The following is a 16,565-nucleotide window of genomic DNA, read 5'->3' as shown; positions in this document are numbered from 1 at the left end:
GGCTTCCTTGTCATCATACGGCCAGCACTGCTGGCCGACATATTGGGTTAGCGAGCGCTGAAAATAATTTCATCTTTACCAAACAAGCGTTTTCCATTGCGGCCTTGCTGCTTGCAGTAATCAACGAGGCGTTGCGATTCTTGCATTTGGGCATCGTCATCGTTGTAGACAATCCCCATAAAGTAGCGATACCAGGGCTCCATGCCGAGTGCGTAAACATTGACTGTTTCGACATTAAATTTTTCAACTAGACCGACAGCAGCATTGAAGTCAGACCCGTTAAAGCGACGAGATTCATTCATTTCTTTGCTGATAGGTTGGGTGAGTAGTGAGCCATAAAGCCACTTTAGTGGGCCTCCAGTACATTCCATGCCTATGTAAAGGGCATCAACATCTCCGCTAAATTGATAGATATGTTCATAGAGGTGATGGTCGATATTCGATGAGTCGGCAGCTAGTAGTATTTTGCGACCTTTCAGGTTAACAAGCCAAGCTGCCTTAGAGCGAACGTTGACATCAGCATGCTCGCCTAAGAACGGCAAGGCAGTGATTTTTCCATCAGATACTGTCAATGACTCCATGTCTTCCATTTCTTGTACACGTGGAAAACCGAGATGTTGGAGCATCAGTTTGATGGATGGATCGGCCAGGCTGCCACCGTTATTTTTCGGTACTAGAATGGTTCCAATCTTATGTTTTAGCTGAAGCAGTGTTTCTATACAGACGTGATCCATATGGGTGTGGGTAACCATCACGTAGTCAATAAATGGCGGAAGATCTTCAAACGTGAGTTTGTCTGTATATTCATCGTTGGTGTAGGGGATCACCGGATCGACCATAATACAGGTACGATTGGTCTCCACCATAACGCCAGCATGGCCAAGATAATTTACTTTTACATCTTGCCCTTGATAAGCATTTGAGCGACGTGGTGCTTCGGTCGTGAACAAGGATTCAAAATCAAGCCCGCCTGCCAATTCACTCTCTCCGAGTAACTCTCGTAGATATTCAAGAGATTGGGGCTCTTCACGCATTCTGAAGATAGCCTCTGTAAATGGGTGATCAAACGGTACTTTGATGTGTAGATGGTGTTCATCGGCCAGTCGTGGGGTACTGAGTACAAAGGGACGCTCATCACTATGCTGGACCCCAAAGCACAAGCTCTGCCCTTCAGGTTTGTAGAACTCGCTGAGGTAGAGCAAACCTTCGATCAGACGGTAAGATGGCTGGTTATTTAGGTCGTAAACCAACTCAACATAGCCTTTTAGACACTCAGGCACCTCTGCATACAGTGGCTCAAGGGATTCACCGTGCGCTTTTTCGCGCAGTAGGTCATCGAGATCACGGATAGCCTGTGCAAAATCGAGTAAGTTGGCGTGAGTTGTCTGGGTTTGCTGCAAAATCGCTTTCACTTGGTCAACTTGCTCTTCACGACAATCGACCATCGAGCTACCCACCATGGCTTTATGTTTAGCAGAAGCGGCATGGAGTTTGGCGTTGGCAATAAATGATTTAAGTAGACGCTGCTGGTGGTTTGCCATATTCATTGCACCAGTGGCAGGTGCAAGGAGATAGGGCCAAACATACCAGTTATTGAATAGTGGCTCGAAATAGACATCGGAGCGAAGGTAATATTGGTTAGCCATGTTTTATTAATCCTTATTATTTATATAAATTCCGTATAACCAGTTACTAAATACGCAGGTGTTTTTGGCGTGACGAAAGGTCACGGGATCATCTTCGGTTAGCCCTGAGGGAAAGGCAGTGTTTAGGCCCTGTGCACTATCGCGCAGGTACTCGTTGAGTAATCGTTGAGGGGAGTACTCCGGGTGGCCAAGGCTGAGTAAGATTTGCTGATTAGTCGAACACAGTAGACCGTAACCAATATCAGGGTGTTTACCGATACCTAACCATTCACCACTCGAGATCAGGGCGTCGGCTTGCTCCGTGTTGAAGGTGGCATAGGTACTGACTGGCCAGTGGAATGTCTCTTCCATGCCTTCCATTAGCGGTAGACTTGGCTGGGGGTTGCTAAAGCCATAAACACCGAAGGCTTTGTTGGTGCTAACCTGCTTATCTAATCCATAAAGTTTGGCAACGGCCATAGCCCCCCAGCAGACTCCTAGAAGACGGGTACCGTTTGAAATAGCATCGTGCAAAATGGCACAAAGCTCCTGCCAATATTCAACATCCTCGAAGCGTAGCTTTTCAACAGGCGCACCAGTTACGACGATTAAGTCAAAAGGCTTGGCCTGTTGTAAGGTTGGGTAGTGGAAGTCAGGGACTTGCGCACTTTGGTGCCCATTTTTTTTATCTGATAGGTGGATCCAAGACAAATCATAAGAATACCCCTTTAGTAAAGAGGTTATTTCATTTATATATAACTCAGGATCCGGCATCAAATTAATAATACCGATATGCATAGTTTTATCCGTTACCGTAATAGTTTATTTATGTGGTGAGATCTAATTGTTTATCAAGCTGAGTTGTTATTTCTCTTACTGACCCTTGATCCATAACCACAACTTTATCTGCGCAATCGAAATAGCGGTCGTCGTGTGAAATAACAATGACGACTTTTCCTTGCTGTTTTAAATCGGGCAAAATAATTCGATAGAATATATCTTTAAATCTAGGATCTTGATCGGCGGCCCATTCATCAAATAAGCAAATATTACGGTCTTCAAGTAATAGGCTGAGTAAAGCAAGGCGCTTCTTTTGACCATCAGATAATAAGGTGGTACTGAATCTGTTATTGATGATTTTTACTTTATTATCGAGCTCAAGGTAGCGAAGGTATTCGTTGATTTTTTGATTATTCCATTGACCATATAATTCTGGGAATAAATGGTAATCGGTATATATTGCTGAAATTTTCTCACGAGCACAGGCTAGGTTATTATTCGATATTACTTGGTCACTTAAGAATAAATGACCCTGGGTAGGTTGGTAGTGAAGTGAAATGATTTTTGATAGGGTTGATTTACCAGAACCATTTCCGCCAATAATAAAAGTAATTTCTCCTTTATTGAAAATAAGGGATATATTATCGAGAGCAAAACTACTGTTATTACCTGGGTAGCGGTAGCTTACGTTATTGAGTGACAACGCTGACCAATTGGGTGAGATGGCAGCAGAGCCAGCTGACTCTTCGCTATCTAAATCATGGTAAAAGTCTTGTAGCTTACTTAGCGCAACTCGCCCTTTCTGCAGGTGTTCGAGGTTTGTGAGTATTGCGGCAACTGGACCCGTGAGGTAAAGCAGAGCCATAACGATACCAAAGAGCTCTATATTTCCGAGTGGATATTGATAGGGCAGGTGGAAGACAACAACACCAATGATTAGAAAGGCAATGATTTCACCGTATACCTGAGTAAAGGTAAGTATTGAGAGCCCTTTAATTTCAGCGTTAAGTGCCTGTTCTTCGGGATCTACCAACTCTTTATCGGTAAAGGTTTTCGTTTTCACCGCGCTGAGTTTTAATTCTTTGGCACCAAGGATGAGACCTCTGACCCCTTGCTGAACGCGGTCATATTGTTCTCGTGAGCGTGTGAGATAGCGGTTGGCATACCAGATTGGGAGTTGATAGGTAACTATAGCTCCGATTAGGCACATTAAAACAAAGCTGAACACTTTAATATCAAGGTAAATCAGATAGCCCAGCGTACCAATAATCGTAATTAGGCTGATCCACACTAGAGGGAGGCTCGTCGCAGCCAACGTGATGTGTTTGATATCGACATTCAGTAGATTAATGAGCCTAGCTTGGCCAATTTGTTCTAATTTCACATAGGGCAAGTTGTTGATTTTTTTATATATCTCTATTCGGTGTGCCACAGCGCCATGGTGAGCGATAATCGCTGATAAGATATACGAGGTTGATTTAATGACAATGATCCCAAGGCAAGTCGCGAGAAATACGACGGCGAGATCTGCCGTGGGCGAGGCAAAAAAATGGAAGTTTTCTACCTCTAAGCTGAGATCTGGTTGCCTGTCTGAATTGGTCGCATAGATAATAAACGGGATCAGTAGGGAATAGCAGATCCCGGTTACCACACCAAGCAGCACTGACAGAAAAAATAAATTAGGTTTGGTGCGCCAATAGAGATCTGAAATCTTTTTAAGTCCCATTATTGCAGCTCCGATTTGGTTGTGTGCTGAGGTAGAAGCGTAAGGTTATGTGCTTGCTCTTGACCGATAGTGGTGTAGCGACCCTGCTGGTGGCGTGGGAGCATGTCATCATAATGGGGGCTAAGTACATTACCTGATTGGCCTGTAGAAAGGCTGAATGCTGCTTGATGGGGCTCTGACATATCAATGACTTGACGGAAAGTTGCACCGTAAAATTGGGCAAATCGACTTTCTTCAGCAAAACTAGCAGGTGCCACATTCACGGTATAGCCGCCACCTACGGCTGATATTGAACGATGGAATACAAAGTCCCATGGATACTCAACGTCGTCTGGTAAATCAGGGCCAAAGTTAGGATCACTGAACGGGAAGTGTGGGTAGTGTGCTTTGTGAGCATTCCCCCATTGCCAATTATTGATGTTGCTGCCTAGCTCTCTTTCTAATTCATTAATGGTGTGGTCGAGTGAAATGGAGAGCAACTCAAGGCAATCCTGTGTTCCTTCTCGACGTAAATAGTTGCACCAACCTGAGCTGTTATTTTTAAGAGTGCGGACAATAAACGGTAGGTTATCCTCTAGAATCAGCTCCCGTAGTAATTGTTCTGCCTGTTGCGTGTTGTTGATCCTTTCAGCATTATCTTCAAGTAGTAGACGTTTATAATGTTGCATCCAAGAGTAAAAAAGCGTTGCTTCACTACTGTCAATAGCCATGTTGCCATCCCAGCTTAGCAAGGGGGCAATAAGCTGGGCTTTACTTGGTGATGTTGCTGAGATTTGCTCAATATAAGGACGAAGTAACACAAGTGCTGGGGAGGTAACATCCAGCTGTATCGACTGCATATCACTGGCTGTCAGCTTTCCTCCCTGCTCATTAATAAGCGTATCAAGTTGTTGTTGAATATGCTTGGCACGGTAGCCTGGTGCCCAATCACTACCAAGGTAGTATGGATAGTCATCGCCAGGAACATTGTTATTGGCTGTAATGATATAGCCGCGCTCGGGATTGTACTCTCGGGGCCATTGCGCAGTTGGGATCCAACCTTGCCAGTCATTTTCACTTAGCCAGCCAGCAACTGGGAATGGACCATTATTGCTTTTGCGTAATGGGAAAGCTCCGGGTGCAAGGTAGCCAATATTGTCTGATTTATCGGCGTAGACGAAATTATGTATTGGCGCGACAAAGTCACTGAGTGCGGTATTGAAGCTCTCCCAATCTTTGGCATAATTTAAAGCGAGAAAGCTCTTGAAGGTGCCTCCTGTTTGGTCATCAGCTGTCGAGCGTACACTGTATGCGTAGTTATTCTGTGGAATAAAAACATCACTTAAGATCGGGCCGTGATGGGTACGACGGACCTCAAGCTGATAGGGCTCAGGCTGACGTCGTAATAAATCTTGCTTAATTGCTATCTCTTCGACAGAGACTTCCATATCGCGGTATTGACCATCTACTTCATATTGATAGCGATTGTTTGGATTGATTTTTTCAAGGTAGACATCTTCATTGTCAGCGAGCATGTTGGTCATGCCCCAGCTGATGTGTTCATTGGCACCAATTACAATGAAAGGAAGGCCCGGGAAGGTTGCTCCTTTTATGTTGATCTTATCGCCCTGTAAACTGGCTAGATAGAAAATTGACGGCAGGGAATTATTTAAATGCGGATCATTCGCCAGTAAAGGCTTTTTGGATGCAGTATGACGGCCGCTGACTACCCAACTGTTACTGCCCATATGAGGTTTGGGTGCCGAGATATTGTCTGGCGTCATTTTGAGCAGGGAATCTAGGCTTTGACTATTAAATGCTAAGGTATCAGTGGCCAGATCTAATGGATAATTTGGGAGTAAGTCTTGAACTTTGTCGACGCCAAATGATTGAACTAGGGTTGCTGCAGCGATTTCTCGCCACATACTCGCGCTGAGGCGAAAGCTCATCAGTTGCATCCAGAGCATAGAATCAACATCGGTCCAAGCTGCTGGTGTGATACCAAGTAGGTGATATTCTGTGGGAAGGGTATTGAGTTGGCTAATACCTTGATTCACGCCTTTTACATAAGCATCAAGTACTTGCCGTTCCCATCCTGTAATCGCCGCCGCCATGGTTTCAGCGTTATGTTTTAGCCCCATAGTGCGCATTAGAATATCGGATTGTAGGCCTTCTTCACCAATTATCGTACTCAATTTACCTGCAGCAATGGCTCTATTGGTTTCCATTTGCCAAAGGCGATCTTGAGCATGGGTGAAGCCAAGAGAGAAAAAAGCATCGAGATCGGTTGCTGCTTTTATTGTTGGTATCGCATTGGCATTTCGGCTAATGGTGACTTGTTGAGTGATGCCTTCGATCGTAATCACTCCACTCTGTTGTGGCAGACTTTGTCGAAAGTAGAGTAAGGTAGTAGTCAGAAATATGATACTGGGTACACCTACCCAGATGAATACTCTCGATAGGAGAGGAAACCTCTTGAGGGATAATATGTATTTACGCAATGGAAAATGTCCTGTAGTGGTTTTATTTATTGTTACCCGTACTGGATGAACATCTTGATTTTTTGTTAAATAAAAGTGTCGACGTGGATTTTATATCTGCATAAATAAGATTGATATTGTTTGAATTGATTAAATTGATGATAATTAATTCATCACGGGTTACTTAACATTTATATTAAATGTTAAGTTTTGTTTTATTTAACTCTGTGATATCTGCTTGTTTTATTCTAATGTTAATTGATATTGAGTTCATATTGGTGTATTTGGTACTTTCATACTGATAAGGCTAATAATTGAATCTGACTCGCAAAATAAATTGAAAATATGAAATATATAGTTAATGACTATTTATTGAATTATTCTATCGCTATATTTCAAATGTTTAATTATCTTTAAAATATTGTGGATATTACATGGACAAAGTAATAAGTTTAATGCCTGGGAAAGTGACAATATTAGGCTATCATCATATTTATAATGAAAAAATGATGAGTGAACGGTTAGGTTTTTATCCTGATTTTGAAATGAATGAGAGTGACTTTATTAACGAAATAGAACAGTTATTAGCACTGGATGTAGATTTTGTTGATATGAATTTAATATCAAATAAGAATTTATCACTAAATAAACCGTCGGTAGCCATTACATTTGATGATGGGTTCAGTAATTATCTAGATATAGCCCTTCCGATCCTAGAAAAAAGAGGTATACCTTCGTGTGTCTATATAACTACGGGGTACCCTGATGGCGAAATTGTACATGTGGCGGGAATTCTTCACGATCTTATATTGAAACAGAAACACGTTAATCTCTTGGTGGAAGGGCAATGCTATTCTGAATCGTGTTCGGGTATTGAAGAAAAAAAAGCAGCATATGAAACCCTCGTTTCAGTCTTGGATAAATGTGCTTATTCATTACGAGACATGAAGCAGGTATTTGAAAGTAACGGCATTGATACAGAACGCTATCGTTCTTTCTCTCTGAGCTGGGATCAGATCAGGCAGCTTGATAAGCATCCATTGGTAACCATTGGCGCACATACGGTCACCCACCCCAATTTAACTCGATTGAGTGACAAATTGGCGCGACAAGAGATAACTCAGTCAATAATGCGGCTTAATGACAATGGGATTGCGGTGAGCCACTTTTCATACCCTTATGGCTGTTATGGTGCTAGAGAGGTTCACTTATGCCACCAGGTTGGCATGAAAAGCGCGGTAACGATTGATCCTCTGGCTGAAGAGGGGGAAATGTTTGCATTGCCAAGACGGTTATCGAACGGGCAAAGAGAGTTCGTGATAGCTGAAAAAGCCTTGTCTTGAAAAGAAAAAGGGTAGCGTAGCTACCCTTGTCGCGAATACCGTAAACGGCTTGCGAAATGTAACAGCTATACGCGTGTTACTTTAGGACTCAACAGCAGTGTCAATACTGGCAGCGTTAGATCGCCGCCAGCATTGAAAGGGGGGATCGTTAAATATCTAAAAATGCTTTAAGTTGCTGAACAACCTTTTCAGCTTGCTCTTGGTTCTCCATTTCAGCGAAAAGGCGTAGTAATGGTTCAGTACCAGAGAAGCGGGCTAGCGCCCAACCGCCATTTTTGAAATAAACCTTTGCACCATCGGCATAGCTAACTTTTTCAATGTCCCATTCAAATTCAGGCAGTTCTTTATCGGTATAAATTTTGTTATAGAGGCGCTGTCGGTCAGTTGGCTTGAAAGTACAGTCGCCTTCTGCGGTGTAGGCATAGCCATATTTGCTATAAATTTCATCGAGCATTTCGGACAGTTTCTTGCCTGTAACACTGATCATCTCAACCAATAAGCTAGATGCAAATACACCGTCTTTACCCTTAATATGGCCTCGAATAGTTAAACCACCAGAGCTTTCACCACCGATCAGTGAATCATCCGCTTCCATTTGCGCACTGATGTGTTTAAAGCCTACTGGGACTTCAAAGCTCTTTTCACCATAGCCTGCGGCAATTTTATCGAGCAAATGAGTGGTTGCGATATTTCGAACGACAGAACCTTGCCAGCCTTTGTATTCCAGTAAGTAGTAGTAAAGCAGCATTAATACTTCGTTAGGGTGAATGAAGTTACCTTTTTCATCGATAATCCCCAAGCGGTCAGCATCGCCATCGGTACCAATACCAATGTCATAACCTTCATGAGCGACAAGGTGCTTTAAGCGGTATAAGGTGGCAGCATTAGGGGATGGCATCAGGCCACCAAATGATGGATTTTGGCCGTCATTGATGACATCAACATCACAGCGCCCTGATATTAAAACGGTTTGTAGCGCATTCTTGGCTACCCCGAACATTGGGTCGATGAGTACGCGAAGGTTAGCGCGTTTAATTGACTCAATATCAATAAAGTCGATGATTGAATCAACAAACTCATTCATCGGGTTAATTGAGATAACTAGTTTGTCATTAAGAGCGCTTTCAAAGTCAACCGATTTAACATCACAGCCCTTCATGGCACTAACTTGCTGTTCAATTTTTTGAGTGATCACTTCGTCGGCATCTCGGCCACCTTCGATAAAGACTTTAATACCGTTGTAGTCAGCTGGGTTGTGAGACGCTGTAATACAGGCTGAGTAAGTTGCACCAATTTGCCCTGACTTGAACATGACGATTGGGGTTGGTACATACTTATCGATAAAGCTGACGGTGATACCATTACCTGCAAGTACTTCGGCAAACCATACTGCGGCTTTATCAGACAAAAAGCGGCGGTCATAACCGATAACAAAGCCGTTTTCTGTGACTTTTTCTGTGATCATGATATTGGCTATGGCCTGGGCCACGATACGTACGTTTTCTTTCGTGAACTCTTCACCGATCAGGGCGCGCCAGCCACCGGTTCCAAACTGAATCATGGTGGAACTCCTATTTCTCTCATTTATCGCAAAAGTGGGAGCGCAAAGGACGCTCCCGAAAAAGTTAGCCCATTACAACCGTGACGATGTTAGTGGTTCCTTCCGCCTGTGGAGGGATCACACCGTTAATAACCTCGCCGTTAAGGGTGATTGATTTCACGCCTTTACTGATACCGTCAGGGTTTTCAACATTGATTTGGTAGGTCGCACCACGCCACTGTCGGCTAACCTCAAATCCCGGCCAATCGGTTGGAATACAAGGTTCGATGCTCAAACCGGAGAATCCAGTTTGTATTCCTAAAATGAAGTTGGTGACGGCAAAGTATGCCCAGCCTGACGTACCTGTCAGCCATGGGTGATTTGCTCGACCATGATCTTGGTGATCTCGACCCATAACGAACTGCACGTACGAGTATGGTTCGGCAATACGTTTCTCGATCATGTCGTTTTGGTTGTATGGGTTAAGGGCATCGAAGAACTTCATTGCCTGATCCCCACGCCCGAGTTTTGCCTCTGCAACCCAAGCCCATGGGTTAGGGTGCGAGAAGATTGCGCCGTTTTCCTTAACGCCTTGATATACACGGGTAACAAACCCAATATCGTCATTCGGAGTCGAGAATGACGGTGCATTAAGATGGAGACCATACTCTGAGTACAAGTTCTCATCGACAGCATCCATCGCTTTCTCGCCACGATCTTGCGAAGCAAGACCAGAGAGAACCGCGAGAGTATTTGACTCTAGGTGAACACGGCCTTCGGTTTGTTGTGCGGTGCCAATCTTATCGCCATCTTTCGTCAAGCCACGGATATACCATTCGCCTTCTTCATCCCATAGATGAGTTTCACAGGCTTCGCGAACATCGGCAGCCATTACCGTGTACTTGTCGACATCCTCTGTTTTGCCAAGGTATTTGGCAAGTTCGATGAACTCTTGCAATGCCCAAAAGTGAAGGAAAGACACCATTGCTGACTCGCCACCACCTAGATTGAGACAATCATTCCAATCGGCGCGTAGACCTTTACAAATTCCTGTTTGACCCACGTATTCAGCGGAGAAGTTGAGTGCTGCTTTCAAGTGCTCATAAACAGAAGCATTGCCACCATCGGCATAAGGGATCACTTCATCAAAGAAGCTTTCTTCACCTGTTTCCATTACGTATTTACAGATAGTTGGGACGAGCCATAGGTGATCGTCCGAACAGGTATCTTGAATACCGTGAATTTTATCTTCATCAGATGGTGTCGGGACAACTGTCGGTGACTTCGAAGGCTCAACATCGGCTTTTTCTGGATCGAACCAATCAGGATCGAATAAGTGTAAGCCGTAGCCGGCTTTAACTTGGCCGCGGAGCAGATCGACAAGGCGTTTGCGTGTCATTTCAGCATTAGAGTGTGGCACTGAAATCGCGTCCTGAGCGGTATCGCGATAACCGAGGCCAGTACGGCCACCGACTTCAATGAATGAAGCAAAGCGAGACCATACAACACAAGTTTCAGCTTGATATAGTGTCCATGTGTTGATCATGGTATCAAGGCCTTCATTCGGCGATTTGACTTGGAACTTCGAACAACGTTCATCCCAATGCGCTTTGATACCGTTAAATGCAGCATCAACTTCTGCCAAATTTTGGTATTTTTCGCGTAGGCGCTCGCCGTTACCTTTACCAATACCCAGAATGTAGGCAAAGCGAACCTCTTCACCGGGTTGTATGGTGAACTGTTTGTGTAAAGAGCCACAATGGTTGTAACAGGTTTGCGCACTGTTAGAGCACTGGCCTTTCTCTACCGCTATTGGGTTTGCTTCATCACGGTATAAACCTAAGAAGCTATCACGTTGACCGTCGTAGCTGTCTGGGGCAAATGTTGAAGCTAGGTAGTAGAAGCCTTCAGCATCATTGGTGTTGTAATAAAGATCGTACTCAATTACGCCTTCACGGTAAGCCGTGCCTGCTGAGTACAAGCTCATCTGATGGTTTTGGTTATCTGACTGAATATGACTGAATGAGAACTCAACAAAAGAGAATGCACTGATGGTACGTGGAGTATCACCTGTGTTTTTGATTACGACATCCCAAATTTCAGCATCTTCCCCTTTAGGTACAAACAGGGTCTTAGTGGCTGTAATATCGCTATATTCACATTTGAACTTAGAGTATGACAGGCCATGGCGTACCTCATAATTCGCCTCATCAAGGCTTTTGGCTACAGGTTGCCAAGAGATTGACCAATAGTCGCCTGTTTGGTCGTCACGTAGGTAAACGTAATGCCCTGGACGGTCGAACGTCGCGTTAGGACGGAATTTTGTCACACGGTTGTATTCAGGTGAGTTATAAAAGGAATAGCCGCCTGCATTTTGCGAGATCACAGTACAAAACTTTTCGGTACCTAGGTAATTCGTCCAAGGTGCAGGCACATCGGGACGGGTAATCACATACTCTCTGTTGTCGTTATCAAAGTAACCGTATTTCATTGTGTTCAATCCTTTAAATGTATTCGTGTTCCTGCGTTTTATTCGCAGTGGCGGTAATTGATCCCCGCCTTATCTAAATAAGCTAACTGGCCATTAAGGCGTGCCTTGAAATCTGACCAATTACGGTTGTTTGGTGCTGTCCAGCAAATTTCAGCTATTGCTAGCAAGCGAGGGTAAAGCATGAATTCGAGTCGACTCTGGCTATTGACGATTTCGCACCAAAGGGCGCACTGAATGCCTTTTATATGTTGGTGAGCAGGATCGTCAGCTGGAAGTTCAGCAAGTGGGTGGTAAGTATAGATATGGTCAAGTGGGAGCTTTCCGGCCCAATCAACGCCCGGCTCTTCTGCAGAGTAACCCTGAGCTAAATCGAGGTAAGTGTATTGCGCTGGTTGCATGATGACGTCAAAGCCTGCTTGGGCGCATTCGAGGCCCGCTTTTTCATTTTGCCAAGAAAAAATAACGGTATCTTTGCTGACTTTGTCACCATGGGTTGCCTCTTCCCAACCCATCATACGTTTGCCTTTAGACTGAAGGTGTTCTTCAGCAAAGCGTAATATATGACCTTGGAGTTCTTCTGGGTGTTGGTAGCCATGTTCTGTCATAAGGGCGTGGCAAGCAGGGCTATCAGTCCATACGCCTGTTGGTACCTCGTCACCACCAATATGAATGTATGGGCTTGGGAATAGTTCACAGACCTCATCAAGTACATTGGTAATAAAGGTATACGTCCCTTTGATTGCGGGTGATAAAACATTATCAGGGTAGTTCTGAATACTGCGATATTGCGATTTATCATCAGGATCAATAAGTAAATCTGGCAACGATCGAATCGCGGCGCGACAGTGGCCTGGCATGTCTATCTCAGGAATAACGGTGATCCCGCGATCTTGAGCATAGGTAATAAACTCTCGGATATCTTGCTTGGAATAGAAGCCACCATAACGCTGGCTGATCGTTGTGAATTGAGGCTGGATAGCTTCATTTGGCCCACGCCAAGCACCAATTCGCGTTAACTCGGGGTAAGCATCAATTTCAATTCGCCATGCTTCATCATCAGTTAGGTGCCAATGGAAGGTATTGAACTTCAAACGCGCAAGTTGATCGATAAGAAATTTGAGACGCTTGATGGGGTGGAAGTGGCGAGCACAGTCCAGCATCATGCCACGATAGTGGTAGTGGGGCGCATCGTGCACTTCTATCATCGGAATATGATAGGCCGCTTGCGCTTGATGGCTTAGCGTTGTTGGGATCAGCTGCAATAACGTTGCGGTTGCATGAGTGAAGCCTGCTGCGGAGTTTGCTTGAAGCCAGATATTCTCGGCTTCGACTAATACAGAGTATTCACCGTCACTAAGGTTCTCATTCTGCTGATAGATGATATTGCCACTTTGGCTTGTTGGGATATCTTCATGTAGCAGAGTCGTTAATTGCGCTTGAAGCCAACGACAACTGCCAGCTGCTTCGCTACAAGGTTTTGCTATTGAAGTATGCCGATTGAGGGCAAATACACCGTCCAATATCTGCAGTGAGCTTGGAGCCGGGATAATATTAATCGCGTTTGCTGGCGGTAAAGCGGTGGTGAATCGCTCTTGGGTTTGCTGTTGCAAGTCAATGGTTGTGACTTCTACCGGGATTGGGGTAATGAAGCTCTCACTGGTATTTATGGAGAGAAAAGCTTCAGGGATCCCGTCGTCAAATAAGCTAAATGGCGCGGTACCAATTGTAAATTCAGTATAATAGTGACAATTGGGTGCCAGCGTATTGCGACTATTGGGTTGAAAAATACAATAACTTCCAAGCTGCTGTAATGAACCTTGAGTTAATGAGTTGGGGGTGATCCAGCGACCAATGCTAAAGTGCAAAGACCAATTATCTAACGGTTTATCAGTTAGATTATGAAGGGTCAGTGCAAAGCGTGACTGCTTGGCTTTTTGTTCTATAACGGCAAAATCCAGACGGTAGCTCATGATTAGCCTCGCAGTGGGTATAAGTTATGGTGTCCGTGAGCCATGGTAAGTGCACCATCCATCGCATCGCCTTGAGGAACGGCGACATGCTTCTGCATAGGAGGGATCAGCCATGGCACTATCCGTTCTGCAATGCTGCCCATTAGGCAGATTTGCTTCGCGCCTTTATTGATAAGTGCTTGCATCCACATTTCAATATCAGCCGCTGTTTGGTTGAGCATTTCAATACCAAGTTGATCGCCTTGGCTGGCATATGAAAAAATTGCGGGGGAAAATTGTCCATAATCACAAGGTCTAGCGGTTTTTGACCAGCTAACAATGGCATCAATATCATGGTTGAAGTGTTCAAGCACATATTGAGCAAGTGGGGTTGTGGTTCGAATACCATCAGATGCGAGTAGTACTTGCTGGATCAGGCGTAACCCCATGACAGCACCGCCACCTTGGTCGGAAATTGGAAACTCTCGTCCACCAACAATATGTTGTTCACCGTTGCTTAATAAAATGCCGCATGAACCAGTACCAGCAATTAAGATTGCACCATCCTGTCCCCGCCAAGCACCAAGACAGGCACCGTAAGCATCCGTATTCAATGTTACTGACGCATAAGGATGTGGCAGTGACATGAACTCATACCACGCGTCTTTTTGTTCTGCGCCAGCAAGCGCTAGACCAACAGCCATTTGGGTATAGTGTTGCTCGTTTAATCCCGCGATCTCTGCTGCTGTCGCAATGGCATCCTGAATAGAACGCATTGCGACATCAGCCCCTAATAAGATGTTGGCACTGCCTGTTTTTGCTTCACCCAGTAATGTGCCGTTGATATCGGTAATACGTGCTCGGCAGGATGTGCCGCCACCATCGATACCAACGAAGTAAGCGATAGAGTTAGCCATGGTGACGCTCCTTATACTGCAAGGTTATGGCGAGCAGGTACCAGCCAGCATGTGGGATCCATTGTTCACCCCAGCGCCAGTTTTGCAGTATGTCTTGATCGTGTGGTTTGGGGTTGAAAGCGATATCGTGTTCATTTTCAAAGCCAGCGGTGATGCCATTACAGACCCCTCCTTTGGCATTGTGAAAACCTAACTCTGAGAGGTAGTCAGGATTATTTCGTCCATGCCCATCTATCATCGATATATCAAAAGGATTAAGGCCAACAAGCCAATCTGTTAAACGCTGTGCATAGATTTTTAATGCAGGGTGTAAAGGCGAAGCGGCTGAGCACTGTAAAGCCATATAGGCCATTGCAGCTAGTGAGGCAATTCGAGCATTTTCACCTTGCCACCAATAACCTGTTTCGTTGTTGTGAGGAATAAAAAAAGCACTGTGTTTATGGCTATTAATTGCTTTGACATACTGGCGAGGGTAGCCAAATGGGTTGTTAACCTCATTCGTGATGCTTAATTCAAATTTAAGCGCATTATGAACCACGTTCCCTAAAGCCTGAATGCGTTCAGATTCGGTTTCAATGTTGAGGTATTGCATAAGGCTGATCGCGGGTAATCCTGCTTCAGCTGCATGATAATAAGGGCGACTCCCATCACTATTAGCAGACCAATAGTGGCTATATTGCTCATCGTTAACTTGTCGTGCAGCCAGTTGATCAGCCCAGCGACGTGCTTCGTTTAAGTAACGGCTTTCTGCCGTTGCGCGATAGAGCTCTATTGCTGCGAGTAGGGCACAATACTCATCAATAATATTTTCGCAGCCATCATCAAGGTAGCGAGAGTTCATTTCAATCAGGTGCCAATATCCCTCTTTGGCCGCATCTAGGTAAGCTGCTGCTTGCTTTGCGTCACCAAAACCAAGGGCTTGTACCGAATGATCATCGAGTAGACGAGCCGCATTCGCTAAAGCAGCAATGGCAACGCCTGCTCCTTGACGGAAAGCGGCCTGATACTGATCTGATTTAACGCCACACTGCGTGGCATAGCTGCAAATTTCACGTTGCTCAGTTGATTTACTCCACTTATCAAACACCGTCATATAAAAATAACCATCAGGTGATTTCATCCGCAGCAGGAAGTCTGCACCGTGTAGTGCTTCTTCCAATAATCGAATGCGCGTGAAGTTAGCAATATCTTGCTCATTACCTAGCAGCTCAAAGGTATTAAGCATGTTCCATACGATCATGGGTGTTTGCTGTGGGTTTAAGTAGTTACTATAAGAAAGGTGACTGAAGTACTTACTAACATCGCCCGATGCATCGTACCAGCCACCTCGGGCATCAACGGTTTTATCGCTACCAAGAACAGGCGCGTACTGATCTGCCTTTTCATAGATCCCGCCACAGCGTTGTGACTTGAAGTAATGGAGTACATCGCTAAATGTGCGATGCATTAACAGCCCCTCGGCAATCTTAAATGGCGACGACTGGGTATCCCCAACACGAAGAAAGAACTCACCACATGTATCTAGTGCGGTGAAATCGATGGTGTAGGTATATCCGGTGTGCCACTGGTCTACCGGACCACAGGCCTTGAGAGGCAGCTGTAACATGGGCTTGTTAGTTGAATTGCATACCAGCTCTGCATTATTAAAGTGCTGAGGTTGAGATGCTTGCAAGATAGCTTGCTTAGCGCTATGGCGCTCATAACCCAAGTGATTCGTTAACAGCTGCATGGATCC

At 44.7% G+C, this 16,565-nt stretch carries 10 protein-coding genes; 1 reads left to right on the top strand and 9 read right to left on the bottom strand.

The genetic code is table 11. From position 1 onward, the window contains the following. Positions 1 to 47: 47 nt before the first annotated feature. Genes L4D09_RS05480 through L4D09_RS05465 form a run of 4 tightly spaced genes read right to left on the bottom strand, consistent with a single transcriptional unit; the run spans position 48 to position 6,476 of the window. Positions 48 to 1,646 (bottom strand): MBL fold metallo-hydrolase, encoded by a 1,599-nt coding sequence (locus tag L4D09_RS05480; RefSeq protein ID WP_428456488.1) that lies wholly within the window; start codon positions 1,644 to 1,646, stop codon positions 48 to 50. A 6-nt stretch (positions 1,647 to 1,652) separates the two neighbouring features. Continuing rightward, positions 1,653 to 2,423 (bottom strand): homoserine O-acetyltransferase/O-succinyltransferase family protein, encoded by a 771-nt coding sequence (locus L4D09_RS05475; protein ID WP_428456487.1) that lies wholly within the window; start codon positions 2,421 to 2,423, stop codon positions 1,653 to 1,655. 28 nt (positions 2,424 to 2,451) lie between these two features. Beyond that, complete coding sequence (locus tag L4D09_RS05470) at positions 2,452 to 4,131, bottom strand: cyclic peptide export ABC transporter (protein WP_428456486.1); 1,680 nt, start codon at positions 4,129 to 4,131, stop codon at positions 2,452 to 2,454. Continuing rightward, the gene (locus L4D09_RS05465; protein ID WP_428456485.1) at positions 4,131 to 6,476 is read right to left on the bottom strand and encodes a penicillin acylase family protein; all 2,346 of its coding nucleotides are present in this window, start codon (positions 6,474 to 6,476) and stop codon (positions 4,131 to 4,133) included. The genes L4D09_RS05470 and L4D09_RS05465 overlap by 1 nt, the downstream gene beginning before the upstream one ends. Before the next feature lie 548 nt (positions 6,477 to 7,024). On the opposite strand from L4D09_RS05465, the gene L4D09_RS05460 reads away from it, so the two are divergent. Then, positions 7,025 to 7,933 carry a polysaccharide deacetylase family protein gene (locus tag L4D09_RS05460; RefSeq protein WP_428456484.1) on the top strand — a complete coding sequence of 303 codons (909 nt, stop codon included), beginning with the start codon at positions 7,025 to 7,027 and terminating at the stop codon, positions 7,931 to 7,933. 148 nt (positions 7,934 to 8,081) lie between these two features. Here the strand turns inward: L4D09_RS05460 and L4D09_RS05455 are convergent, their stop codons facing one another. The 5 genes from L4D09_RS05455 to L4D09_RS05435 all read right to left on the bottom strand — a co-directional run bounded on the left by L4D09_RS05455 (position 8,082) and on the right by L4D09_RS05435 (position 16,559). Continuing rightward, the gene (locus L4D09_RS05455) at positions 8,082 to 9,494 is read right to left on the bottom strand and encodes a phosphoglucomutase/phosphomannomutase family protein (protein ID WP_428456483.1); all 1,413 of its coding nucleotides are present in this window, start codon (positions 9,492 to 9,494) and stop codon (positions 8,082 to 8,084) included. Positions 9,495 to 9,558: 64 nt separating this feature from the next. After that, a complete protein-coding gene (locus L4D09_RS05450) occupies positions 9,559 to 11,964 on the bottom strand; it encodes a glycoside hydrolase family 94 protein (protein ID WP_428456482.1) in 2,406 nt (801 codons plus the stop codon). A gap of 38 nt (positions 11,965 to 12,002) precedes the next feature. Next, a complete protein-coding gene (locus L4D09_RS05445) occupies positions 12,003 to 13,934 on the bottom strand; it encodes a beta-N-acetylhexosaminidase (protein WP_428456481.1) in 1,932 nt (643 codons plus the stop codon). 2 nt (positions 13,935 to 13,936) lie between these two features. Next, the gene (locus tag L4D09_RS05440) at positions 13,937 to 14,830 is read right to left on the bottom strand and encodes a glucosamine kinase nucleotide-binding domain-containing protein (protein ID WP_428456480.1); all 894 of its coding nucleotides are present in this window, start codon (positions 14,828 to 14,830) and stop codon (positions 13,937 to 13,939) included. After that, on the bottom strand, positions 14,823 to 16,559 hold the full coding sequence (locus L4D09_RS05435; RefSeq protein ID WP_428456479.1) for a glycoside hydrolase family 9 protein: 1,737 nt from the start codon (positions 16,557 to 16,559) through the stop codon (positions 14,823 to 14,825). The genes L4D09_RS05440 and L4D09_RS05435 overlap by 8 nt, the downstream gene beginning before the upstream one ends. Positions 16,560 to 16,565 lie beyond the last annotated feature (6 nt).

The sequence above is a fragment of the Photobacterium makurazakiensis genome (assembly GCF_050336715.1).
GTDB classification, from domain to species: domain Bacteria; phylum Pseudomonadota; class Gammaproteobacteria; order Enterobacterales; family Vibrionaceae; genus Photobacterium; species Photobacterium makurazakiensis.
Note: the sequence above shows the minus strand (reverse complement) of the source record. Positions and strands in the feature narration are given on the sequence as shown.